The following is a 21,136-nucleotide window of genomic DNA, read 5'->3' on the forward strand; positions in this document are numbered from 1 at the left end:
AGGAGCACCGATGCCTGTAGGAGCGGGTTTACCCGCGAACCCGGGCACAGCCCGGGCCACGCGCCTCAGGTCTTGCCTGCTTTACCGCCAATACCGCTTATCGTCCACCAACTGCTCATGGGCCAGGAACAACGCCGGTAGCTGCTCCTTGAGGTAATCGATCCAGGTCCGCACCTTGGCATCCAGGTAATGCCGCGACGGGTAGATCGCATACAGCATGCTCTCGCGCAGCCGGTACGGTGCCAGCAACCTGCACAGACGCCCCTGCTCGATGGCCTGGCTGGCGGTATAGAACGGCAACAGCCCGATGCCCATGCCCAGCTCGCTGGCCTTGAGCATGGCGTCGGCCACGTTGGTCAGGAAGCTGTCATGCGGGGCGATCACGCACTGGTCGACGCCCTGGGGGAATACCCAGTCACCCTCGTACATCGGGTAGGCCATGCGCAGGCAGCGATGGTCGTGCAAGTCTTCGGGACGCTCCGGCACGCCATGGGCATCCAGGTAGCTGGGCGCCGCGCAAGGGATGCTGAAGATGTTGCCAAGCGGCACCGCGATCAGCTGCGAGTCGGGCAACGCCTCGTCCACCGTGATCACCACATCGTGCCCTTCGGCCAGCGGGTCGGGGTTGCGCTGCGACAGCGTCAGCTCGACCACCACCTCCGGGCACAGTGCGTTGTACCCGGCCACCAGCGGCATCAGCAACATGCCCAGGCCATGTGGACAGTGCAGGCGCAGGCGGCCACGGGGCGTGAGATGCGCGCCGCGGGCCTCGTCCATGGCCTCGTCGGTCAGCAGCATGATCTGCCGCGCCCGCTCGAGGAACCGCTCCCCCGCCTCGCTCATGCGCAGGCGCCGGGTGGTGCGGTGCAGCAGACGCGTCTGCAACTGGTTCTCCAGTTCGGCAACGATCCGAGAGACCTGCGCAGCAGAGATATCCAGGGCATTGGCGGCCGCCGCGAAACTGCCACATTCGACAACCCGAGCGAAGGTGCGCATGGCGTGCAACATATCCATCAGGCCGGAATCCTCTTGTCATTCATACGCCAAAGGCAGGAATCTATCACGGCAAAGCCCATTTATTGAGGATCACCAATGAATACATCATAAGACACACACAAAGAAAAGGAGCCAGTCATGAAACGTTCGATCGTTGTTATCGCCCTTTCGGCCACCCTCGCCTCGTTCGGCGCCTTCGCTGCCGGGTCCGCGACCCAGCCGGCCGAAGCCAGCAGCACCTACCAGTACGGCATGCCCGTGGATGTGGCCAAGGTAGTCTCCATTACGCCCGACAGCACCGCCGCCGATTGCGAAGTGGGCACCTCGCACATGGTCTACGTGGACCACCAGGGTGAAACCCACGAAATCGCCTATCAGGAAATGGGTAACTGCTCGCGCCTGTAACTCAGGCCAGCACCTCTTCGATCCAACTGACCTGCCGCTCGAACTCGCGGATCTTGTGTTCCGGAACCGCTTCCCGGGCACGCTGGAAGTTCGCCAGGGTCTGTTGTTTCTGCCGCAGCATGCGCTGCCATTTGTTCAAGAACGCAGGGCTGCGCTGGCGCAGCAAGACCGGTCCGAAATACAGCTCCTGCGCGCTGTAGGCCTCCCCCTCGCCAGGCTCGGCGACCATGATCTCGTAATCGAAACGGTGTTCGCGCAGCAGCTCTTCGCTGACGATGCGGTAGCCGTTTGCCGCCAGCCACTCACGCAATTCGCGCTCATCGCCATTGGGCTGCAGGATCAGCCGCTCACGCCCGGACAGGTATTGGCGACCACGTTCGAGGATGTCACGAATGGTCTGGCCGCCCATGCCGCAGAACGTGATGACGGTAATCCGGTCACCCGCCTCGATCGCCGCCAAACCGTCGGCCAGGCGTACTTCGACACTGGCCTCGAGGCCGTTCTCGCGCACCGTGCGTTGAGCCGCAGCGAATGGCGTGTGCGCCACTTCACCGGCCACCCCGGCCTCGATCACCCCACGCAGGCGCAAGGCCACCGGCAGGTAGCCGTGGTCCGAGCCGATGTCGGCCAGACGTGCGCCCTGTGGCACGTGCGCCGCTACACGCTCCAGGCGCATCGACAATCTCTTTTCGTTCAAGGTAAGCCCCTTACTGCGGAATCGGCGCGATTCTGCCGTTCGCAGGGCGCCATGACAATGCTCGACCCACCCGCTACGCTCGCGTAGGCTTGCACTTTTCCCACGTCGCAAGGCAAAACGACCCATGGCAAACGCAGATATCACCTTCACGCCCGACTCCGACACCGAGTCCATCTCTTCCGACGTCGCCGAATTCAATGGCGTGCTGGTCACCACCCAGGTCCCGATCCGCGCCGATGGCAGCCTGGAGCTGGGCGACATCGTCACCCAGTGCGAATGCACCCTGCAGGCCCTCAAGGATGCCCTGGAAAAAGCCGGCAGCAGCATGGACCGCGTACTCCACCTGACCATCTACCTCACCGACATGGCCGACCGCCCGGCCTTCAACGAGGTGTACCAGCGTTTCTTCAGCAAGCCGTGGCCAGTGCGCGCCGCCGTTGGCGTGGCCTCGTTGGCCTATGAAGGGATGCGAGTGGAAGTGACCGCGATGGCGGCCAAGGCCTGATCCGACTCCAGGAACGCTGCACGCGCAGGACGCCCGATGCCCGATACCTTTCCCTACCGCAAGGCGCTGGCCGCCTTGCTCCCCGGCCTGGGCCTGTGCTCGCCGGCCCAGGCTGAACCCGCGAGCAGTTTCCAGTTGCTCGAGCCGGTGGTGATCACCGGCACCTACGTGCCCAACCCGACCTTCGACCTGCCGTACTCGATCGATACGGTCGACCGTGCGCAGATCGCCGACGGCCAGCTGGGCGTGAACCTTTCCGAGGCGCTCAACCGGGTGCCGGGGCTGGTGGTGCAGAACCGCCAGAACTACGCCCAGGACCTGCAGATTTCATCGCGCGGCTACGGCGCCCGCTCGGCGTTCGGCATCCGTGGCATCAAGCTGCTCAGTGACGGCATCCCGGCCAGCACGCCGGATGGGCAGGGCCAGGCAGCGTCGCTCAACCTCGATGTGGCCGACCGCATCGAGGTGCTGCGCGGCCCGGCCTCGGCCATCTATGGCAGCAACGCCGGCGGTGTGATCCAGATGTTCTCCCGCGACGGCTCCGGCCCACCCAAGGTCGGCGCAGAAACCACCTTCGGCAGCGACGGGTTCAACAAGAACCACGTGTACAGCGAAGGCGGCGATGACCAGGCCGGGTTCCTGGTGGATGCTTCGCGCATGGACACCGATGGTTACCGCGACCACAGTTCGGCCCGCCGCGACCAGACCTTCGCCAAGGTGCATGTGCGGCCCGACGAGGACAGCCGGCTGGCGCTGATTCTGAGTACGCTGGAGCAGAATGGCACCGAGGATCCGCTGGGGCAGACCTGGGACGCGTACAAACATGATCCAAGGTCGGTGTCTGCGGCAGCCGAAACTTACAATACCCGAAAGAGTATCCACCACCAGCAATTGGGTATGAACTACGAGCGTTCGTTTGGGGATGCGACACTTCAGTTCAATTTGTATGCCGGTAAGCGCAGCGTGATCCAGTATCTATCCATTCCGAGGTTCACGCAGAACGGACGCCCCAACCCCGCCAACGAGCGCGGCGGTGGCGTGGTCGACTTCGACCGCGAATTCCATGGCGGCACCTTGCGCTGGATCCAGCCCGTCACCGCCGCGCCCGGCAACCTCACCGTGACCGTCGGCGCCGACTACGATCGCAGCAGCGACGACCGCCGTGGCTACCAGAACTTCAGCGGCGACACGCTGGGCGTCAAGGGCGAACTGCGGCGCAAGGAAAAGGACACTGCCACCAGCCTCGACCCCTATGTCCAGGCCCATTGGGAACTGGACCGCTGGACCGTGGATGCGGGCCTGCGCCACAGCACCATGGAAATGGAAGTCGATGACCATTACCTGGCCAATGGCGACTCCAGCGGTTCGAAGAAGTACCAACGCACCACCCCGACCCTGTCGGTGATGTACGCCTTCACCCCTGACCTGCACGGCTACATCAGTGCCGGCAAGGCTTTCGAAACCCCGACCCAGGCCGAAATGGCCTATGCGCCGGGTGCGGTGGAAGGTTTCAACTTTGGCCTGGATCCGGCCACCAGCACCCAGTACGAGCTTGGCCTGAAGGCCCGGACGGATGAACGCACGCGGATCAACGCCGCGATCTTCGAGATTCGCACCAAGGACGAGATCGTCGTGGCGGCATCGGAGGGTGGTCGCACCAGCTACCGCAACGCCGGCAAGACGCTGCGCCGCGGCTTCGAGCTGAGCGTGCAGCGCGAGTTGAACGCTCAGTGGCAGGCCAACCTGGCCTACACCGTGCTCGACGCCACCTATGACGAGGCGTTCAGCCAGGGCGGCACGACCATCGACAAGGGCAATCACCTGCCGGGTGTACCGCAGACCAGTCTGTTCGGCGAATTGATCTGGAAGCCGCGCGATGGCATCAGCATGGGGCTGGAGGGGCAGTACCGGAGCAAGGTGTATGTCGAGGACACCAACGACCAGCACATCGCGCCGAGCTATGCGGTGTTCAACTGGCGTACCCGTTTCGAGCAGCACTACGGGCCGTGGACGTTCCACCAACTGGTGCGGCTGGACAACCTGCTGGACCGGCAGTACGTCGGCTCGGTGATCGTCGGCGACAGCAACGGGCGCTATTACGAAGCGGCACCGGGGCGGTCGTGGTATGCGGGGGCTGGGCTGGAGTATCAGTTCTGATGCGGGGGCGCTGTGCGCCCCCAGCCATCCCGAATCTAACGCCGTACTTCCATCCGCAACAACGCCGCACCCAGACACTTGCCATGGGCATCCAGCGCCAGCGAGCGCGTCACCCCGCCCCGCAATAACCCCGGCAAGACGAAGTTGAGCGCTTGCAACTGCGGCATCTCATAACGCCGTACCGGCCCCGCACTGGCATCGCGCAAATGGGCGAACCACGCCTCGACCTTCTCCGCCGTCACCTCGCGCACCAGCACCGCATAGTCTTCCGAGCGATAGGCAATCAGCGAAATGTTCGAGGTATCGCCCTTGTCCCCGGTACGGGTATGGGCAATCTCATGCAAGGTAACGGTCATGGGCAAACCTCCAGGTGAACATGGGGAGTGGCGAACTCGCGGGGCAGGTACAGGCTCGCCACGGCCAGCACTTCACGCACCTGGCGGGTGGCGCCACCGCCACCGGCCGGGCCGTTGGTGTAGAGGGTCTCCACTTCGTTGGCCAAGGCCTGGGCGGCAGCCCGCGTCGCACAGCGCCCGGCCACCCGCAAGCGAACCTCCCAAGGCTCGCCGGGCTGGCCGAAAGTACTGCCATGCAATGAGTCAACGCCCATCAGCTCGCAGCGCAACTCCTCGAGCGGCACCCCGGTGATGGCCAGGCGCTGCTCGACGATCTGCCCGGCCAGGCGAGCACGGGCCACGGCATTGGGGCCACCGTAGGAAATCTGCCCCTCACCGATCCAACCGTCGCGATAGCCCACGGTCACCTTCAACTGCTCCGGCCGCTGGGTCCCGGTGGCGCCACTGACCTGTACCGAATCGGGGCTCTGCAAGGCAAAGTGCACAGCGGAAAAGTCGGCCACCACATCGGGGGTCAGGTAGCAGCGCGGATCGTGTACCTCGTACAGCAACTGCTCGGTACAAGTCGCCACATCGATGCGCCCGCCACTACCCGCTACCTTGGTGATACGCGCCAGTCCATCGGCATCGATCTCGGCGAGCGGGAAACCCAACCGTGCGAGGTCCGGGACATCCTTCACCCCGGGATCGGCAAAATAACCACCGCTGACCTGCCCGGCGCATTCGAGCAGGTGCCCGGTAAGCGTGCCGCGGCCCCGCCGCTGCCAGTCGTCCGCCGCCCAACCGAAGGCATGCAGCTGTGGCGCGAGGAACAACGAAGGGTCGGCGACTCGCCCGGTGATCACCACATCGGCATCCAGCGCCAGGGCCTGGAGAATGCCTTCCACGCCCAGGTAGGCATTGGCCGAGACCATGCGTTCGCCCAGGGCCCCGATGCTCAGGCCGTTGTCCAGTTGCCAGTGCGGATGCTGGCGCAGCACGGCGAGCACATCATCGCCCTCCACCGCCGCCACCTTGAGGCCATGCAAGCCGAGCTCGGCGGCGATCGCCAGCACCTGGCGGGCTGCGGCGCGCGGGTTGGCGGCGCCCATGTTGCTGATGATCCGCAAGCGCCGCTGGCCCTGGCGGATGAAGGGCAACACGGCGCGCATGCGCGTGGCCAACAAAGGGTCGAAGCCGGCTTCGGGATCGGCCAGGCGGGCTTGCTGGGCCAGAGCGATGGTGCGTTCGGCCAGGCATTCGAAAATCAGGTAGTCGAGCTGGCCGTCACGCGCCAACTCGATGGCAGGCTCCACGCGGTCGCCGGAGTAGCCGGCGCCAGCGCCGATGCGCAGGGTGTTCATCGTCAGAATACTCCCAATGCCAGCGCGGTCAGGGTCATCAGCACCGACGCGGCAAACAGTAATGGCAGGGTGAAACGTTGGTGGTCGGCCAGCTCCAGCTTGCACAGGCCCACCAACAGGAAGGTGGCCGGCGTCAGCGGGCTGACCGGGAAGCCGGTGGTGTGCACGCCCAGCAGCGAGGCCTGGGCCACCTGCACGGGATCGACGCCCAGCGAGCGACCGACTTCGGCGATCACCGGCATGACGCCGAAGTAGAAGGAATCAGGATCGAACAGCAGGCTCAGCGGCATCGACACGAAGCCCACCAGCGCCGGGATCAGCTTGCCGTGCCCCGGCGGGATCTGCTGCACCGCCACCTCGGCCATGGCTTTGAGCATGCCGGTGCCCTGCATGATGCCGGTGAACACGCCCGCGGCCAGGAGGATGCTGGCCATGGTCAGCGCGGTCTTGGCGTGGGCATCGATGCGCTCGCGCTGATGATCGACACGCGGGTAGTTCAGGCACAACGCGGCCACGGTGCCGAGCATGAACATCACCACCGGGTCGACCCAGCCGGCGATCATCACGGCCATCACCAGCACCGTCAGCAACAGGTTCGGCCAGAACATGCGCGGGCGGCGCAATGCCTGTTCCTCGGCGCTCAGCACCCGCTGCGGTGCGGCGACGTCGCTGCCGGCATGCAGGCCCAGGCGCTTTTCCTCACGCCGGCCCAGCCACCAGGCACAGGCGAAGACGAAGGCCAGGCCCACCACCTGCACCGGGATCAATGGCTGGAACAGATCGGCCACCGGCACGTGCAAGGCCGCGGACGAACGCAGCACCGGGCCGGTCCAGGGCAGGAAGTTGACCCCGGCGGCCATTGCCGCGACACAGGCCAGCACGCGCCGGTCGATGCCCAGGCGGGTATACAGCGGCAGCATCGCCGGCACCGTCACCAGAAAGGTCACCGCGCCCGAGCCATCGAGGTGCACCAGCAGCGCCAGCAGCGCGGTGCCGCAGACGATGCGCGTGGGCCGGGTACCCACGGCGCGCAGGATGCGGTCGATGATCGGGTCGAGCATGCCGGCGTCGGTCATCACGCCGAAGAACAGGATGGCGAAGATGAACATGCCCACCACGGGGGCGACGTTCTTGATACCGGTGAGGATGAACCCGCTGGTTTGCAGGCCGAAGCCGGCCAACAGAGCGGCGACCACGGGGAAGGCGATCAACGCCACCAAGGGCGAGATGCGTTTGCTCATCACCGCGACGAGCAGGGACAGGATGGTAATGACGCCGTAGAGGGCGAGCATGGGCGACTCCAGCTTGTGTTTTTTGTTGTTGCCTGGAGTATCGGGAAGGCGCGGCTTGCGTGTAAATTGCAATTTAAAGCCAGGCACATTCGAAAAAACAAAATGAAGAACGCCCTTCAGCACATCCGCGCCTTCATCACCGTCGCCCAGCGCGGCAACTTCGCCCGCGCCGCGGACGACCTGCACTTGTCGCCCTCGGCGCTCACCGTGCAGATCCGCCAGCTCGAAGGCTGGCTGGGGTCGAGCTGCTCGAACGCAGCCCGCGCCACGTGGCCTTGACTGCGGCGGGACGCGAAGCATTACCCGCCATGGAGAAGCTGCTGCTGGACCTGGGCAACATCGTCAGCGCCAGCCAGGGGCTCGCGGCAGTGCGCCGCGGCGTGGTCAGCGTCGCCGCCCTGCCCTCGCTATGCGCTGGCGCCCTCCCCGAGCGCCTGGCGGTGTTTGCTCGGCAATACCCCGGCATCGAAGTGCGGCTGCGCGATCTGGTGGCCGAGCGCATCGTCGAGCGGGTACGCGACGGCGACGTCGACTTCGGCCTGGGGGTACGCGCCAAGCTCGGCCATGGACTGGCCTTTACCCCCTTGTTGCAAGACCGCCTGTGTCTGTTCGTGCCGACGGAGCATCCACTGGCCAGCGGCTCACCCAGCCTGGCCGATCTGGACGGCCAGCCGATGATCCTCACCGGGCGCGACAGCAGCGTGCGGGCGCAGATCGAGCAGGTGTTCCAGGCCCGCGGGCTGAGCCTGCGAGTGGCCATGGAGGCCAACTACATGTCTACCGTGCTGGCGCTGGTGCGCAACGGGCTGGGCATCGCCTTGCTGCCGGAGTCGGCGGACGACGGCGAGCGGCGGTTGGCCCGGCGGCAGCTGGACGAGCCAGGGCTGGAGCGGGAGCTGGGAGTAATCACCCGCAGCGAGGGCAGCCTGTCGCCGGCGACGTCGCGGTTGGTGGAGTGTTTGAAAGGGATGGGGCTTTGATCGTTGGGCCTATTCGCGGGTGAACCCGCGAATAGGCCCGCGCTGACGAAACACCTCCCGCCAGCCAAAGATGCCACCGCCCCATTTCACCGGTACAATACCGCGCTAAACCGTGACCGCCCGAAACCATAACGATATGTCCCTTCCAAAGAATCACCTGGAACTGCTCAGCCCTGCCCGTGACGTCGCCATCGCCCGCGAGGCGATCCTGCACGGCGCTGACGCCATCTACATCGGCGGCCCAAGCTTCGGCGCGCGCCACAACGCCTGCAACGAAGTCGGCGATATCGCCGAACTGGTCGAGTTCGCGCGGCGCTACCATGCACGCGTGTTCACCACCATCAACACCATCCTCCACGACAACGAGCTCGAACCTGCGCGCAAGCTGATCCATCAGCTGTACGACGCCGGTGTCGACGCCCTGATCGTCCAGGACCTGGGTGTGATGGACCTGGACATCCCGCCGATCGAACTGCATGCCAGTACCCAGACCGACATCCGCACCCTCGAACGCGCCAAGTTCCTCGACCAGGCCGGTTTCTCCCAGCTGGTACTGGCCCGCGAGCTGAACCTGCAGCAGATCCGCAGCATCGCCGCCGAGACCGATGCCGCCATCGAGTTCTTCATTCATGGCGCGCTGTGCGTGGCCTTCTCCGGCCAGTGCAACATCTCCCACGCCCAGACTGGCCGCAGCGCCAACCGGGGCGACTGTTCCCAGGCCTGCCGCCTGCCGTACACCCTCAAGGACGACCAGGGCCGTGTGGTCGCCTTCGAAAAGCACCTGCTGTCGATGAAAGACAACAACCAGACCGCCAACCTGGCCGATCTGGTGGATGCCGGCGTGCGCTCGTTCAAGATCGAGGGCCGCTACAAGGACATGGGCTACGTGAAGAACATCACCGCCCACTACCGCCAGCAGCTGGACGCCATCCTCGAAGGTCGCCCGGAGCTGGCCCGTGCCTCCAGCGGGCGTACCGAGCACTTCTTCCTGCCCGATCCGGACAAGACCTTCCACCGCGGCAGCACCGACTACTTCGTCAGCGAGCGCAAGGTCGATATCGGCGCCTTCGACTCGCCGACCTTCACCGGCCTGCCGGTGGGCGTCGTGGAAAAGGTCGGCAAGCGCGACATGCTGGTGGTCACCGAAGTACCGCTGACCAACGGCGACGGCCTCAACGTGCTGGTCAAGCGTGAGGTGGTAGGGTTCCGTGCCAACATCGCCGAGCCTCGTGGCGAGTTCGACGAAGACGGCCAGAAGCGCTACCGCTACCGCGTCGAACCCAACGAGATGCCTGAAGGCCTGTACAAGCTGCGCCCCAACCACCCGCTGTCGCGCAACCTCGACCACAACTGGCAGCAAGCCCTGCAGCGTACCTCGGCCGAGCGCCGCGTGGGCGTGCAGTGGCAGGCGGTGCTGCGCGAGGAGCGCCTGGCGCTGACCGCCGTCAGCGAAGAAGGCATTAGCGTGCAGGTGGGCCTGGACGGCCCGTTCGGCGTCGCCAACAAGCCCGAGCAGGCGCTCGACCAACTGCGCGACCTGATCGGCCAGCTGGGCACCACTCAGTACCACGCCAGCGCCATCGAGCTCGATGCGCCAGAGGCGTTCTTCATCCCCAACTCGCAGCTCAAGGCTCTGCGCCGTGAAGCCATCGAGGTGCTGACCGAGGCGCGGATCAAGGCCCACCCGCGGGGTGCGCGCAAGGCCGAGACCACACCGCCCCCGGTGTACCCGGAGGCGCACCTGTCGTTCCTGGCCAACGTCTACAACCAGAAGGCCCGGGACTTCTACCACCGCCATGGCGTGCAGTTGATCGACGCGGCCTACGAGGCCCACGAAGAGCACGGCGAGGTGCCGGTGATGATCACCAAGCACTGCCTGCGCTTCTCGTTCAACCTGTGTCCCAAGCAGGCCAAGGGCGTTACCGGCGTGCGCACCAAGGTGGCACCGATGCAGTTGATCCAGGGCGATGAGGTGCTGACCTTGAAGTTCGACTGCAAGCCGTGCGAGATGCATGTGATCGGCAAGATGAAGAGCCATATCATCGACCTGCCGACCCCAGGCAGCGCCGTGGCCCAGGTGGTGGGTCACATCAGCCCGGAAGACCTGCTCAAGACCATCCCCCGCGCGCCGCATTGAGCCGAGGCGAGGACTCGCCCGCCCCCTCCCCCGGCACTGGAGCGGTCAATCCCCAACATTGCCCTCGGCGTCGCGCAGGCGACGCTCGATGGCCTCGGTGGTGTCCTCGAGCTCCTGGGTCGAGGTGGGAGTGATCACCTTGTCCACCGCCTCGGTATCCGGATCAGGGCGCTCCAGTACCGGCCTCGGCGCGTGTTCCCCCCTCTGCGCCTGCTCCGATGACACCACGTGCGGCACCTTGTCAGCGGGCTTGGGATCGTTGTGCTTCATGGTTGTCTCCAGGAAAAGATACATGTCTTTCTGAAGAGCCCTGCATGGCGAGAAAGTTTGATCGGTTCGCCTGTACGCATTCGAATATGAGCTTATCTGTACAAAATGGGCAGCGTTGTACAACCTGTCCTGGCACAGAACCCCGCACGCCGCTGGATGATTCCGTGGCAATGGAGCCGGCATGAAGAAGAGCTTGCTGAGTCAACGCAAGGACGACCATCTGGACACCGTGCTGACCCCGGGCAAGTCCACCTCCAGCGTGGACCCGGGCTGGTCGGCGATCCGCTTCGAACATTGCGCATTGCCTGAAATGGCGCTGGATGAGGTCGACCTCGGCACCTCGCTGCTGGGCATCGAGCTGAGGGCGCCGCTGTTGATCAGCTCGATGACCGGCGGGGCCCAGCGCGCCGAACACATCAATCGCCACCTGGCTGAAGCTGCCCAGGCCCTCGGTATCGCCATGGGAGTGGGTTCGCAGCGGGTCAGCCTGCGCGGCGGGCCAGACCAGGGGCTGACTGGCGAACTGCGGCGCCTGGCGCCGAGCATTCCGTTGCTGGCCAACCTGGGCGCGGCGCAACTGCGCGAAGCCGACGGCCTCGACCTGGCTCGCCGGGCGGTCGACAGCCTGCAAGCCAATGCCCTGATCATCCACCTCAACCCCTTGCAGGAAGCGGTACAGCCTGAAGGCGACCGCGATTGGCGCGGGGTGCTGGCACGCATCGAAAGCCTCACCGAGCGCATCGGCGTACCCGTGATCGCCAAGGAGGTCGGCGCCGGCCTGTCACCCAGCGTCGCCCGGCAACTGGTGCATGCCGGCGTACAGATGATCGACGTGGCTGGGGCCGGCGGTACCAGCTGGGCAGCGGTCGAGGCGCAGCGTGCCCAAACCCCTGCGCAGCGAGCGGTGGCCATGGCTTTCAGCGACTGGGGGATCCCCAGTGCGCAGTGTCTGCTGGCGGTGCACCGGGCCCTCCCCGAGGTCGGCCTGATCGCCTCGGGCGGTATCGCCAACGGCATCGACGCGGCCAAGGCCATTCGCCTTGGCGCCGACCTGGTCGGGCAGGCAGCGGGGGTGCTGACGGCGGCCACTACCTCGAGCGAGGCGGTCATCCAGCACTTCGAGATCCTCTTGCAGCAGCTGCGCATCGCCTGCTTCTGTACCGGCTCGCGCAACCTGGCGCAACTGCGCCGGGCACGCTTGCTGGGCCCCGGGCCGCAACCGGGATGAACACGCCGACAGGCGCCGATGCTGCAACGGAGTGTCGCGCGGACGCAGGCGCTCCACTGCCGTTGGGCGATCCGACTGAACAGCGGCGTGCAGGCCAGGGCCTACAGCAAGTCATTGTAGAGGAGCCAGGCCATGTCAGATCCCAACCATCCAGACCCGTACGTCGACGACATCCCGCATAACCCAGGCGAACCCGTGCCCAAGCCCGAACCCGAACAGGAAGCGCCGGACTGGCCGGAAGGACAGGTGCCACCCGAGGAGCAATCCGACGGTTGAGCCGGTTCGGGCGCCAGCTGTGGCATGATTGCCGCCACCGCCATTCGAGGCCCCTGCATGCTGATCGACGAAGAACTGACCCTCAAGAAGCTGGAGACCTTTCTCGCCTTCATGCGCAGCGGCAATCTGGGGCGCGCGGCGGCAGAGCTGTCGACCAGTGCGGTCAGCGTGCACCGGGCCATCCATTCACTGGAAAACGCCCTGCGCTGCCCGCTGTTCAAACACGAAGGCCGCCAGCTGATTCCGCTGGAAAGCGCCTACGTGCTGGAAAAGAAAGCCCGCCAACTGATCCAGGACGCCGAGCAGATGGTCCGCCAGACCCGCGAGGCGGCGGGCTTCTACGCCGAGCGCTTTCGCCTTGGCGCGTTGTACTCGCTCACCGTCAAGACCGTGCCCAAGCTGGTCATGGGCTTGAAGCTGCGCCGCAGCGAGCTGAACATCGACCTCAACCTGGGCTCCAACGTCGACCTGCTGCAGCGCCTGAAGAACCATGAGCTGGAAGCGATCCTGGTGTCGCTGGACGACAGCATCAACGATCCGTCCTGCGCCCAGTTGCCGCTGTTTTCCGACGATATCTTCCTCGCCGTCCCCACCGACTCGCCGTTCGCCGGGCAGGCCGAGGTAGACCTGGCCGACTTCGCCGACTCAACCTTCATCACCCTGACCCAAGGCTTCGCCACCCACCGTGATGGCGCGCGGGTGTTCCAGCAGGCGGGGTTCGAGCCGCAGGTCGCGATGCAGGTCAATGACATCTTCACCTTGCTCAGCATGGTCAGTTCGGGGGTGGGCTTCGCGTTGCTGCCCGGCAGGATCGCTGCGGTGTACGAGAACCGGGTGAAGTTGATCGCGCTGCAGCCGCGTTATCGGCTGCAGCAGCATATCGGGGTGGTGTTCCTGAAGGCTCGGGAGCGGGAGCCGAACCTGCTGGCGTTGCTGGCTGAATGCAGGATGTACAGCCGGGAGAATTGAGTAGCGGCCTTCGCGGGGCAAGTCGCAGCGGCGAACCGCCGCTCCCACAGGCATTCCAGCCTGGTGCCATACCTGTGGGCTTGCCCCGCGAAGGGGCCGGAACTAACCCACCAAGCCTCGAACGCAGAAATACAGGATCGAAGGCCCCATCAGACATCCCAGCCCGGTATGGAAGGTCGCCGTCAGCGCGCCATAAGGCACCAGCCGACGGTCAGTCGCCGCAAGGCCAGCCGTCACTCCCGACACGGTCCCGGCCAAGCCACCGAACACCATCGCCGAACGCGGGTTGTCCAACGCCAGCAGACGCGCCGAAACCGGGGTGAACACCATCACCAGGATCGCCTTGATCAACCCGGTGGCAATCGACAACGCCATCACCTCGGAGCTCGCGCCCAGCGCCGCGCCCGTCACTGGGCCGACGATATAGGTCACCGCGCCCGCGCCAATGGTGGTCATGCTCACGGCATCGCGGTAGCCGAACGCGTAGGCCACGCCAGCACCGACGATGAACGGCAGCACCGTACCCAACAGCAGGGAGACCGCGCCGATCATCCCCGCCTTGCGCGCCTCGGTGGCCTGCACCTCGAACGCCGTGGCGACGATGGCGAAGTCGCGCAGCATGGCCCCGCCCATCAGGCCGATGCCAGAGAACAGCGCCATGTCGGCCAGGCCTTTCTGCCCACCGGTGATGGTGCCGCCGACCCAGGCCAGGACCAGGCCGATGACGATGGCGATGGCCGAGCCGTGCACGCGGCCGAAGGTCAGGTACTTGGACAACAGTACCGACAGCCACATGATTCCACCGACCACGGCGAACGCGGTGATCAGGCCGTTGTGTTCCAGCGCATTGTCGATCAGCGACCACATGTCAGCGGCCTCCCGCAGGTGCTACCTGCGCCGGGGTGGGCGGAGTGTCTTCGAGTGCAGGCAGCGGCTCGCCGCGATGGCTGCGGCTGATCAGGGCGATGGTCAGGCCACACACCAGTACCGCGCCAATCGCCGCCAGCAGTGCCACCGGTCCGCCATGCAAGGCAGTGACGACGTTCTGCTGGGCCGCCATGGCCACCACGACAGGAATGTACATCGCGCCCCAGAAACCGACGCCGAATTCGCATTCCTTGCTCATGCCGCCGTTGCGCTGCATGTACAGCCGCGCGCAGATCAGCAGGATCATGGCGATGCCGACCCCGCCGACATTGGATTTGACGCCCAGCAGGACGCCCAGGAAGTCGCCGACGATAACGCCGGCCAGTGTGCACACCGCCAACAGGGCCACGCCATAGATGATCATTGTTGTTGTCCTCAGCTTTATGTCGAAGTTGCTTGTTGTTGTTCTTCGAGTTGCCGTGCCGTCATCGGTTGTGAGCCACCTCCTGGCGCAGCAGCGCGTCGAGGGTGTCGGCCCGGGTCGACTCGATGGGCAGCACCCTGCCTTGCTCGAACACCGACCGGGCCAGGCCGCTGAGCACGCTGCCCGGCGGCATTTCAAGATGCAGGCGCACGCCGCGTTCATAGGCGTTGCGCAACGTAGCACGCCAGTCGACCACTCGGGCCATGTTGCCGGCCAGGTCATCGCGCAGGCGCTGTGGATCGAAGATCGGCCGTGCGCTGCTGCCGCTCAGGTAGGTGATGCGCGGGCGGCGCAACGCGACACTGGCAAAGGCAGCTGCCAGCTCCGCCGCCGGGCCGTCGAGCAGCGCGCAGTGCGACGGCACACTCACCGCCAGGCGCCTTGCCACGCCCTGGCCACGGCTACGGGCACGCGCCGCCACCTCGGCCATGGCCGCGTCGGCGCCGGCAATGACGATCTGGTTTTCGCTGTTGAGGTTGGCGACGAACACCTCTCCGTCAACCTCGGCCAGCAGCCGTTCGACGCAGCCCAGGTCGAGCCCGCTCAGGGCTGTCATGCCGTACCCCTGCGGGTAGGCACGTTGCATCAGTTCACCGCGCAGGGCCACCAGGCGCACGGCGTCTTCGAAATCCAGGGCATCGGCCACCACCGCCGCCGGGTAGGCGCCGATGGACAAGCCGGCCACGTAGTCCGGTGCCGGGCTGCGTTGCATCAGCCAGCGCGCCCAAGCCACCCCGGCGAGCAGCAGGCACAACTGCACGGCACGGGTGGACTGCAAGGCCTGCTGGCTGTCGAGGGCCAGTACCGGCTCGCCAAGGGCGTCGCTGGCGGCCTCGATCAGCGCCTGCGAACCTTCGGGCAAGCGCTGCAGCATGCCCGCCTGTTGCGCGCCCTGCCCCGGGAAAGCGAACAGGCTGCTCATGCTGCCTGCTCCGCGCCATGCCAAGGGTCGGCCAGCAAACGTGCGCCGTGGTTGGACTTGAGCAGTACCCGCGCGGCGCCGCTGGCCCATTCACGCAAGGCGATGGCGCCGGCCGGGGTTTCCAGTTGCACATCGATCCGGCACGGGCCGCGGTCGAGGATGTCCAGCAGGTCACGCGCCACACCCCGTGCCAGGTACCGCGGCGTGCGCAGCACCAGGTCGAGGTCGCTGCCCAGGTGCAGCACGTCGCTGCCGGTGGCCAGGTGGTAACCCACCCCGCCGGTCGGTCCCCAGGCCAGGCCCGTGGTATCGAGCACCGGCGCGGCACTGGCCAGTGCCTGGAGTGCCGGCCAGGGGCTCTCGCCCTGCCAGCGCAACGCTTCCGGGCCTAGCTGACGCTGCAGGTCGGCCAGGCGCAGGTGGACGCCGAGACGCTGCTCGCGCCCTTGTCCACGCACGCCCACCGCGACCCAACCGGCCGCGCACTGCGCCCGACGCACCACCACCGGCATGCCCGCCGCCAATACCTGCTGCGCCCAGGCAGGGCTGTGGGCAGGCAAAGCGGCTGCGGGCATGCCCCAGAGCAGGTCGTGCGGGCGCGGCATGTTCATTTCAGGCCTCCTGCCACTGCTGGCGCAGCAGCGCACGCACTTCACGCGAGGCACGGCGGTTTTCGCCGGCCAGGCGCGAAGTCAGGTCGCGAGAGGCGCCGATATCGCGCACCGCATCGGCCAGGCAGGCGCGCACCTGAGCCAGGTCGGCCTGGCTCGGCGAAACGGCATTGTCGACGCTCAAGCGGCGCCACAACAGGCCCAGCGAGGCGTAGCTGTCGAGGTCGTAGGCCATTGGCGGGATCTCGGCGGCCAGGGCTTCCAGCTCTTCGACGCTGCGCAAGGTGATGCGCGCCGCTGCGGCCTTGCCCATGGCATGCACCAGCACGCCGCTGTCATCCAGGGCGATCAGCCGTTGCGCCTGATAGCCATGGGCCAGGAAAGCGCCGGACATGGCCTTGCCTAGCAGCAGCCCGATCACCGGGTGGCCGGCCAGGCGCGCCTGAGCATAGGCCTCGACCGCTCCGGCCAGGGCCTGGTGAATGCCCAAGGCCTCTTCCCGGCGACCATAGGCCTGGCTCGGCACATCGATGAGGGCGACGATGGCGCGCTTCTCGCCGTGCTGGTCGGCGGCGACCGCTTCGCTGACCGCCTTGGCCAGGCCCCAGCCTTCGAGCAGGCCTACTTCACCACCACGGGCCCGCGGGAACGGGTTGTCAGCGTCCGGCACCACGGCGATGAAGCGTGCCAGACGGTTGTCCAACTCGCCGTCGATGACCCGCACGGAAGCGGGATAGCCTGGCAGGCACTGGCCGGCGGCCAGGCCGGGCAACCAATTGAGGGCACGGTTCATCAGGCATCTCCTTGATAGAGGTCGCGCACAGCGGCGCCATCGAGTTGGGCCACGTCATCACCCAGGCGCGACAGACGTTCGAGGAACCAGGCGTGACGGCTGGCACGGGCGGCACTGGGCGTTTCCAGCAGTTGCAGCACTTGCTGGCGGATGAGTTGCAGGTCATCGGCCACGTAGGCGTCGGCCAGGCCGCTGGCATGACGCTGCTCGCCGCCGCTCAGGCTCCAGATGAACGGGCGGTCCTTGGCGTCGTACTCGCCGATGCCGGCCTCCTGCTCGATCACCTGCGGGCCATTGAGCCCCAGGCGCGCTTCACGGGTGACCAGCAGGTGGCTGCACAGCCCCGCCGCGATGGACATGCCACCGAAACAGCCGACCGAGCCTGCGATCAGGCCGATCACCGGTTGCTGGGCCCGCAGTTCGACGATCGCAGCCTGGATCTCAGCGATGGCCGCCAGGCCAAGATTGGCTTCCTGAAGGCGCACGCCGCCCGTTTCCAGCAGCAGCACGGCGCAGGTGGGGATACCGTTGCGGTTGTCCTCAATGGCCAGCTCCAGGGCACCGGCGATCTTGGCACCGCCCACCTCGCCCATGCTGCCACCCTGAAAATTGCCTTCGATAGCAGCCACCACGGCACTGCGCCCACCCAGGCGACCTTTGGCGATGACCACGCCGTCATCGGCCTGGGGCACGATGCCCTGGCGTGGCAACCATGGCGACATGCAGCGATCGAACGGGCCCAGCAGTTCGCGGAAGGTGCCGGGGTCGAGCATTGCCTGGGCGCGCTGACGAGCCCCCAGTTCGACGAAGCTGCGGCTTTGCAGCAAGCGTTCGGTATCAGTCATGGGCGATCTCCTCGAAACCTTGCTCCAGACGCAGGCGCACCACACCTGGGGTGGCACCGAAATCATGGATGTCGATCTTCAAGGCCGGCAGCGTACGGCCTTCGAACAGGCGCTCGAAAAGCTGGGTCCAACGGGCTGCGCTACCGTTGACCGAGGTCACCACCTGGATGTCCAGGGTACCGGCGTTGCCCGGTTCGATCAGCACTTCGAGGTCGCCGGAACTCACGCAACCGACCAGGGTGCGGCCGCGTCCGGGTTCGGCGGCGGGGTATTGAAAGGTCAGGGTTTCCATGTCACAGGCTCCCGGCTTTGTCGAGGAACAGGCAGGCGGCCAGCAGATCGGCGGCGCCCCCCGGAGAAGCGTTGAGTTGCAGCAGTTGGGCGTCCAGCAGGCGCAGTTGGCGGCGGCCATCGAGCGAGGCGCTGCCGCCCGCGGCCAGGACTGCACGGGCCCCAGCCTGCAAGGTTTGCAGGCCTTGCGGCCCGGCACGCCAGAGTACGCAGGTGTCGCTGAGGGCGCTCATGATCGCCAGCAAGGCATCCAGGCGGGCGTGGCTTTCGCTGGCACCATTGACGCGGCTGCGGTGCAACTGTGGAAGGCCGTGTTCGAGCACGACAGGGAAGCCTTGCTGGGCCTGTTCCCGGGCACCACTGGCGCCGTAGCGGCGACGGACCTCGGTGCCATGGCTGTGCTGTGCGGGCACCGCAGGGTCGTCGATCAGGGCAATGCGTCCAGCGCGGGCGGCCACGGTATTCGCGGCGTCCCGAGGGCCTAGTGCCTGCGCGGCGACCAGCAAGCCAAGGGCCCAGATCGCGCCGCGATGAGTATTGATGCCGCCCGTCGTGGCGAGCATGGCGGCCTCGCCTTCGCGACCGATGCGGCCCAAGTCAGCGCGCAGCAGTTGGCTGACCTGGCCGTGGGCCTGGGCGGCTTCGGCCATCTGACGCAGGCACGGCCACAGGGCCAAGGCCGAGGCGTGCATCAGGGCCAGGGTCATGTCGCTATGGGCGCCGCTGCTGCGGCGGTCGACCAGGCCGGGTTTTGGGGACAGGTCGGCTTCGTCGATCAGCGCTTCGGTGGCCAGATCGGCCAAACGCTCAGCCAGAGAGAGCTGGGTTTGCTGGGCCGGCCTCTTCGCGGCTGAAGCCGCTCCTACAGGGATCGCGTCAGATTCAGACGTACCACGATAGCTGTGCCGAAGCGGTTGCAAGTCGTGCGCATTCATTTACCAACTCCTGAACCGTGCGGGCGGGTTGTAGAGACCGCCGGACCACTCGACCAGGTCGGCAATGCTGCGCGCGGCCAGCAACTCGCGGCTGGCATCGGTGCGGCGGATGCCGAGATCTTCGGGCAAGGCCACCAGGCCTAGCTGGCGCAGGCGCAGAGTGTCCTTGGGGTCGTGACGCAGGCCGATGGCGGTAACACCCGCCACGGCGGCGATCATCTGCTGGCGTTCTTCAAGGCTACGGGCCTTGTACAGGTAGGCGATGCCTTCCTCGGTGAGCAAGTGGGTGACGTCATCGCCGTAGATCATCACCGGCGCCAGCGGCATGCCGGCTTTCTTCGCCACCTCGACCGCGTCGAGGGTCTCGACGAAGGTGGGCTTGCCGCCTTCCTGGTAGGTCTCGACCATCTGCACCACCAGCTTGCGACCGCGTTCGAGCATCGTCTCGGGCACTGTCATGTCGAGCCAGGCCGGGGTCGCATGGCGCCGCCCGCGCGGGTCGTGGCCCATGTTGGGGGCGCCGCCGAAGCCCGCCAGGCGGCCACGGGTCACGGTCGAGGAATGGCCGTCGCCGTCGACCTGCAAGGTAGCGCCGATGAACAGGTCGACCGCGTACTGCCCGGCCAACTGGCACATCATGCGGTTGGAGCGCAGCGAGCCATCGCGGCCGGTGAAGAACACGTCCGGGCGCTGGGCGATGTAGTCCTCCATGCCCAGTTCGGTGCCGAAGCAGTGCACGCTTTCCACCCAACCGGTCTCGATGGCGGGGATCAGGGTCGGGTGCGGGTTGAGGGTCCAGTTGCGGCAGATCTTGCCTTTCAGGCCCAGGGACTCGCCGTAGGTCGGCAGGATCAGTTCGATGGCCGCGGTGTTGAAGCCGATACCGTGGTTGAGCGACTGCACCTGGTGTTTCTCGTAGATGCCGCGGATCGCCATCATCGCCATCAGCACGTGCACCGGCTTGATATGGCGCGGGTCACGGGTGAACAGTGGCTCGATGTAGAACGGTTGGTCGGCGACCACCACGAAGTCCACCCAGGATGCCGGGATATCGACCCTTGGCAGGTCGTCGACGCGATCCACCAGCTGGTTGACCTGGGCGATGACGATGCCATCGCTGAAGGCTGCGGGCTCGACCAGTGCCGGCGTGTCCTCGGTGCTGGGGCCGGTATACAGGTTGCCGTCGCGGTCGGCCATGAAGCCGGCGACCAGGGTGACGTTGGGAATCAGGTCGACCAGCAGGCGCGAGTACAGCTCGATGTAGGTGTGGATGGCACCGACTTCGAGCAGGCCGTCCTCGAGCAACTGGCCGATGCGCAGGCTCTGCGGCCCGGCGAAGGAGAAGTCGAGCTTGCGCGCGATACCCCGTTCGAACAGGTCGAGGTGCTCGGCGCGGCTGACACTGGGCATGATCATGTGCAGGTCATGCAGGCGCTCAGGGTCGGCCTTGGCCAGCGAGCGGGAGAGAAAATCGGCTTGCTTCTGGTTGTTGCCTTCCAGCACCACACGATCGCCAGGCGCGATAAGAAGCTCCAGGGCCTCGACGATGCGCTCGGTCGGCAGCACCACGCCCTCGGCGAGGTGGCTGACCCGGTCGAGGCGGCGCTGCTTCTCGGCACGCCGCCGCGACCATTGCGGCGGTGGATTCTTCGTTGTGGTCATTGGTGACTCCACGGGTTCGCTGTCGTGGAGGCACATTAGGCGGGGGTAGGTGGGGGATCAATCAAGGTGGATGTGCGATCATTACGGTCAGGCTAACGATGTGGCGAATGGCCCC

The 21,136-nt window shown here is 66.1% G+C and carries 22 protein-coding genes and 1 pseudogene; 8 read left to right on the forward strand and 15 right to left on the reverse strand.

The genetic code is table 11. The features are described 5' to 3' along the window. Positions 1 to 81: 81 nt before the first annotated feature. On the reverse strand, positions 82 to 1,014 hold the full coding sequence (locus IAE37_RS18720; protein ID WP_201175909.1) for a LysR family transcriptional regulator: 933 nt from the start codon (positions 1,012 to 1,014) through the stop codon (positions 82 to 84). A 120-nt stretch (positions 1,015 to 1,134) separates the two neighbouring features. Here IAE37_RS18720 and IAE37_RS18725 point away from each other — a divergent pair, with 120 nt between their 5' ends. Then, a complete protein-coding gene (locus tag IAE37_RS18725) occupies positions 1,135 to 1,401 on the forward strand; it encodes a DUF2790 domain-containing protein (protein WP_201175911.1) in 267 nt (88 codons plus the stop codon). A 1-nt stretch (position 1,402) separates the two neighbouring features. On the opposite strand, the gene IAE37_RS18730 is transcribed toward IAE37_RS18725, so the two are convergent. After that, on the reverse strand, positions 1,403 to 2,098 hold the full coding sequence (locus tag IAE37_RS18730; RefSeq protein ID WP_201175913.1) for a tRNA (adenine(22)-N(1))-methyltransferase: 696 nt from the start codon (positions 2,096 to 2,098) through the stop codon (positions 1,403 to 1,405). Positions 2,099 to 2,222: 124 nt separating this feature from the next. Here IAE37_RS18730 and IAE37_RS18735 point away from each other — a divergent pair, with 124 nt between their 5' ends. Continuing rightward, positions 2,223 to 2,603 carry a RidA family protein gene (locus IAE37_RS18735; protein ID WP_201175915.1) on the forward strand — a complete coding sequence of 127 codons (381 nt, stop codon included), beginning with the start codon at positions 2,223 to 2,225 and terminating at the stop codon, positions 2,601 to 2,603. Positions 2,604 to 2,639: 36 nt separating this feature from the next. After that, entirely contained in the window at positions 2,640 to 4,760 is a 2,121-nt protein-coding gene (locus tag IAE37_RS18740; RefSeq protein ID WP_201175917.1) for a TonB-dependent receptor family protein, read from the forward strand. 35 nt (positions 4,761 to 4,795) lie between these two features. On the opposite strand, the gene IAE37_RS18745 is transcribed toward IAE37_RS18740, so the two are convergent. The 3 genes from IAE37_RS18745 to IAE37_RS18755 are packed head-to-tail and all read right to left on the reverse strand — an operon-like array spanning position 4,796 to position 7,751. Beyond that, positions 4,796 to 5,116, reverse strand: a complete 321-nt coding sequence (locus IAE37_RS18745; RefSeq protein WP_201175920.1) for an AtuA-related protein — start codon at positions 5,114 to 5,116, stop codon at positions 4,796 to 4,798. Further along, complete coding sequence (locus tag IAE37_RS18750) at positions 5,113 to 6,459, reverse strand: acyclic terpene utilization AtuA family protein (protein ID WP_201175921.1); 1,347 nt, start codon at positions 6,457 to 6,459, stop codon at positions 5,113 to 5,115. The genes IAE37_RS18745 and IAE37_RS18750 overlap by 4 nt, the downstream gene beginning before the upstream one ends. 2 nt (positions 6,460 to 6,461) lie before the next feature. Then, positions 6,462 to 7,751, reverse strand: a complete 1,290-nt coding sequence (locus tag IAE37_RS18755) for a CitMHS family transporter (protein ID WP_201175922.1) — start codon at positions 7,749 to 7,751, stop codon at positions 6,462 to 6,464. Between the two features lie 102 nt (positions 7,752 to 7,853). Between IAE37_RS18755 and IAE37_RS18760 the strand changes: the two are divergent. Continuing rightward, positions 7,854 to 8,731: pseudogene (locus tag IAE37_RS18760) on the forward strand (LysR family transcriptional regulator). Between the two features lie 136 nt (positions 8,732 to 8,867). Next, positions 8,868 to 10,868, forward strand: coding sequence for a peptidase U32 family protein (locus IAE37_RS18765; RefSeq protein WP_201175924.1), 2,001 nt, complete (start codon positions 8,868 to 8,870; stop codon positions 10,866 to 10,868). Positions 10,869 to 10,913: 45 nt separating this feature from the next. Here IAE37_RS18765 and IAE37_RS18770 read toward each other — a convergent pair whose 3' ends face one another. Then, complete coding sequence (locus IAE37_RS18770) at positions 10,914 to 11,138, reverse strand: hypothetical protein (protein ID WP_201175926.1); 225 nt, start codon at positions 11,136 to 11,138, stop codon at positions 10,914 to 10,916. A gap of 181 nt (positions 11,139 to 11,319) precedes the next feature. Here IAE37_RS18770 and fni point away from each other — a divergent pair, with 181 nt between their 5' ends. The 3 genes from fni (at position 11,320) to IAE37_RS18785 (ending at position 13,611) form a co-directional block, all read left to right on the forward strand. Beyond that, positions 11,320 to 12,366 carry a type 2 isopentenyl-diphosphate Delta-isomerase gene (fni, locus tag IAE37_RS18775; protein ID WP_201175929.1) on the forward strand — a complete coding sequence of 349 codons (1,047 nt, stop codon included), beginning with the start codon at positions 11,320 to 11,322 and terminating at the stop codon, positions 12,364 to 12,366. Positions 12,367 to 12,498: 132 nt separating this feature from the next. Next, complete coding sequence (locus tag IAE37_RS18780) at positions 12,499 to 12,642, forward strand: hypothetical protein (protein ID WP_201175932.1); 144 nt, start codon at positions 12,499 to 12,501, stop codon at positions 12,640 to 12,642. Between the two features lie 57 nt (positions 12,643 to 12,699). After that, positions 12,700 to 13,611, forward strand: a complete 912-nt coding sequence (locus IAE37_RS18785) for a LysR family transcriptional regulator (protein WP_201175934.1) — start codon at positions 12,700 to 12,702, stop codon at positions 13,609 to 13,611. A 102-nt stretch (positions 13,612 to 13,713) separates the two neighbouring features. Here the strand turns inward: IAE37_RS18785 and madM are convergent, their stop codons facing one another. The 9 genes from madM to mdcA all read right to left on the reverse strand — a co-directional run bounded on the left by madM (position 13,714) and on the right by mdcA (position 21,021). After that, complete coding sequence (gene madM, locus IAE37_RS18790; RefSeq protein ID WP_201175935.1) at positions 13,714 to 14,478, reverse strand: malonate transporter subunit MadM; 765 nt, start codon at positions 14,476 to 14,478, stop codon at positions 13,714 to 13,716. Between the two features lies 1 nt (position 14,479). Next, positions 14,480 to 14,902 (reverse strand): malonate transporter subunit MadL, encoded by a 423-nt coding sequence (gene madL, locus IAE37_RS18795; RefSeq protein WP_201175936.1) that lies wholly within the window; start codon positions 14,900 to 14,902, stop codon positions 14,480 to 14,482. Between the two features lie 61 nt (positions 14,903 to 14,963). After that, positions 14,964 to 15,884 (reverse strand): malonate decarboxylase subunit epsilon, encoded by a 921-nt coding sequence (gene mdcH, locus IAE37_RS18800; RefSeq protein WP_201175937.1) that lies wholly within the window; start codon positions 15,882 to 15,884, stop codon positions 14,964 to 14,966. After that, a complete protein-coding gene (locus tag IAE37_RS18805; protein ID WP_201175938.1) occupies positions 15,881 to 16,495 on the reverse strand; it encodes a malonate decarboxylase holo-ACP synthase in 615 nt (204 codons plus the stop codon). The genes mdcH and IAE37_RS18805 overlap by 4 nt, the downstream gene beginning before the upstream one ends. A 1-nt stretch (position 16,496) precedes the next feature. After that, on the reverse strand, positions 16,497 to 17,288 hold the full coding sequence (gene mdcE, locus IAE37_RS18810; RefSeq protein WP_201175940.1) for a biotin-independent malonate decarboxylase subunit gamma: 792 nt from the start codon (positions 17,286 to 17,288) through the stop codon (positions 16,497 to 16,499). Next, complete coding sequence (locus IAE37_RS18815; protein ID WP_201175942.1) at positions 17,288 to 18,133, reverse strand: biotin-independent malonate decarboxylase subunit beta; 846 nt, start codon at positions 18,131 to 18,133, stop codon at positions 17,288 to 17,290. Before IAE37_RS18815 ends, mdcE begins: the two co-directional genes overlap by 1 nt. Then, positions 18,126 to 18,425 carry a malonate decarboxylase subunit delta gene (locus IAE37_RS18820; protein WP_201175944.1) on the reverse strand — a complete coding sequence of 100 codons (300 nt, stop codon included), beginning with the start codon at positions 18,423 to 18,425 and terminating at the stop codon, positions 18,126 to 18,128. The genes IAE37_RS18815 and IAE37_RS18820 overlap by 8 nt, the downstream gene beginning before the upstream one ends. A 1-nt stretch (position 18,426) precedes the next feature. Then, positions 18,427 to 19,359, reverse strand: coding sequence for a triphosphoribosyl-dephospho-CoA synthase (locus IAE37_RS18825; protein ID WP_201175946.1), 933 nt, complete (start codon positions 19,357 to 19,359; stop codon positions 18,427 to 18,429). Next, positions 19,360 to 21,021 (reverse strand): malonate decarboxylase subunit alpha, encoded by a 1,662-nt coding sequence (mdcA, locus tag IAE37_RS18830; RefSeq protein WP_201175948.1) that lies wholly within the window; start codon positions 21,019 to 21,021, stop codon positions 19,360 to 19,362. Between the last annotated feature and the right edge of the window lie 115 nt (positions 21,022 to 21,136).

The organism is Pseudomonas sp. S31 (assembly GCF_016648105.1).
Taxonomy (GTDB): Bacteria; Pseudomonadota; Gammaproteobacteria; order Pseudomonadales; family Pseudomonadaceae; genus Aquipseudomonas.

What these genes read in the sequence shown, in the direction of transcription:
- IAE37_RS18720 (WP_201175909.1), bottom strand. Translation starts at nt 1,014, where the DNA reads ATGGATATGTTGCACGCCATGCGCACCTTCGCTCGGGTTGTCGAATGT.
- IAE37_RS18725 (WP_201175911.1), top strand. Translation starts at nt 1,135, where the DNA reads ATGAAACGTTCGATCGTTGTTATCGCCCTTTCGGCCACCCTCGCCTCG.
- IAE37_RS18735 (WP_201175915.1), top strand. Translation starts at nt 2,223, where the DNA reads ATGGCAAACGCAGATATCACCTTCACGCCCGACTCCGACACCGAGTCC.
- IAE37_RS18740 (WP_201175917.1), top strand. Translation starts at nt 2,640, where the DNA reads ATGCCCGATACCTTTCCCTACCGCAAGGCGCTGGCCGCCTTGCTCCCC.
- IAE37_RS18745 (WP_201175920.1), bottom strand. Translation starts at nt 5,116, where the DNA reads ATGACCGTTACCTTGCATGAGATTGCCCATACCCGTACCGGGGACAAG.
- IAE37_RS18750 (WP_201175921.1), bottom strand. Translation starts at nt 6,459, where the DNA reads ATGAACACCCTGCGCATCGGCGCTGGCGCCGGCTACTCCGGCGACCGC.
- IAE37_RS18755 (WP_201175922.1), bottom strand. Translation starts at nt 7,751, where the DNA reads ATGCTCGCCCTCTACGGCGTCATTACCATCCTGTCCCTGCTCGTCGCG.
- IAE37_RS18765 (WP_201175924.1), top strand. Translation starts at nt 8,868, where the DNA reads ATGTCCCTTCCAAAGAATCACCTGGAACTGCTCAGCCCTGCCCGTGAC.
- IAE37_RS18770 (WP_201175926.1), bottom strand. Translation starts at nt 11,138, where the DNA reads ATGAAGCACAACGATCCCAAGCCCGCTGACAAGGTGCCGCACGTGGTG.
- fni (WP_201175929.1), top strand. Translation starts at nt 11,320, where the DNA reads ATGAAGAAGAGCTTGCTGAGTCAACGCAAGGACGACCATCTGGACACC.
- IAE37_RS18780 (WP_201175932.1), top strand. Translation starts at nt 12,499, where the DNA reads ATGTCAGATCCCAACCATCCAGACCCGTACGTCGACGACATCCCGCAT.
- IAE37_RS18785 (WP_201175934.1), top strand. Translation starts at nt 12,700, where the DNA reads ATGCTGATCGACGAAGAACTGACCCTCAAGAAGCTGGAGACCTTTCTC.
- madM (WP_201175935.1), bottom strand. Translation starts at nt 14,478, where the DNA reads ATGTGGTCGCTGATCGACAATGCGCTGGAACACAACGGCCTGATCACC.
- madL (WP_201175936.1), bottom strand. Translation starts at nt 14,902, where the DNA reads ATGATCATCTATGGCGTGGCCCTGTTGGCGGTGTGCACACTGGCCGGC.
- mdcH (WP_201175937.1), bottom strand. Translation starts at nt 15,884, where the DNA reads ATGAGCAGCCTGTTCGCTTTCCCGGGGCAGGGCGCGCAACAGGCGGGC.
- IAE37_RS18805 (WP_201175938.1), bottom strand. Translation starts at nt 16,495, where the DNA reads ATGAACATGCCGCGCCCGCACGACCTGCTCTGGGGCATGCCCGCAGCC.
- mdcE (WP_201175940.1), bottom strand. Translation starts at nt 17,288, where the DNA reads ATGAACCGTGCCCTCAATTGGTTGCCCGGCCTGGCCGCCGGCCAGTGC.
- IAE37_RS18815 (WP_201175942.1), bottom strand. Translation starts at nt 18,133, where the DNA reads ATGACTGATACCGAACGCTTGCTGCAAAGCCGCAGCTTCGTCGAACTG.
- IAE37_RS18820 (WP_201175944.1), bottom strand. Translation starts at nt 18,425, where the DNA reads ATGGAAACCCTGACCTTTCAATACCCCGCCGCCGAACCCGGACGCGGC.
- IAE37_RS18825 (WP_201175946.1), bottom strand. Translation starts at nt 19,359, where the DNA reads ATGAATGCGCACGACTTGCAACCGCTTCGGCACAGCTATCGTGGTACG.
- mdcA (WP_201175948.1), bottom strand. Translation starts at nt 21,021, where the DNA reads ATGACCACAACGAAGAATCCACCGCCGCAATGGTCGCGGCGGCGTGCC.